This is a genomic window from Bradyrhizobium sp. UFLA05-108, assembly GCF_059803455.1.
This window is the reverse complement of sequence record NZ_JBANAZ010000228.1, coordinates 1-871: the sequence shown is the minus strand read 5'-3', so window position 1 is coordinate 871 and position 871 is coordinate 1. Positions and strand designations below refer to the sequence as shown.

The 871-nt window shown below is 65.9% G+C and carries 1 protein-coding gene; it reads left to right on the top strand.

Going from position 1 to position 871, the window contains the following annotated elements; all coding sequences use genetic code 11:
• Positions 1–871, top strand: an 871-nt coding sequence (locus SO140_RS46155) for an IS110 family transposase (RefSeq protein ID WP_498544231.1), incomplete at both ends; no start/stop codon positions are given.

Genomic DNA, 871 nt, shown 5'->3' with positions numbered 1-871 from the left:
ACAGTGATCGCCGTGATCGAGATCGGCCAGTCGAGTTGGCTGGTCGCCGGTATTGTGCCCGGACTCGAACGCAATCCTTTGAAGAAGCTCAGCCCAGACCAGGATGCGCTTCTGCAGCTTCTGCATCGTTGGCGGAAGGAGGCGGTGCAGGCTGGACGCACGATCAAACGGATCGCCGTCGCCTATGAGGCCGGCCGCGACGGCTTCTGGTTAGCACGCTGGCTGCGCGCGCAAGAAATCGAGGCCTATGTGATCCACCCGTCGAGCGTCCCGGTGTCGCGCGAGCACCGGCGGGCGAAGACAGATCGGCTCGACACTGAACTGCTGAAACGCGCCTTTCTCGGCTGGCTGCGCGGCGAACCGAAGCATTGCAGCATGGCGGCGATCCCCACCCTCGCGGATGAGGATGCGAAACGGCCGGGCCGCGAGCGCGAGAGCTTGGTCGGGGCGCGCACGCGCATTATCAATCGCCTGAAGGCTAATCTCGCCCGCCTCGGGATTCGCGGCTTCCGGCCAAACCTGGCTCAGGCATCGAGCCGGCTGGAGGCCTTACGCACGCCGGAGGGCGCGGCCGTTCCGGCGAACACGCTGGCCGAGCTGCGGCGCGACATGGACCACCTGCGCTTCGTCAAGCAGCAGATCAAGGAGATCGAGACAACCCGGGCCAAGCGCCTGGCGGGAGTGCCCAACGAGCAACGCCATACGATGGTACGCCTGCTCGCGCGGGTCGTCGGCGTCGGCATTGAGACCGCGGACATGCTCGTGCAGGAGGTGTTCTCGCGCAACATCCGGGATCGTAAAGCCCTCGCGCGCTATGCCGGCCTCACCGGTGCCCCTGACGAAAGCGGCAAAAGACGACGCGAGCGAGGAC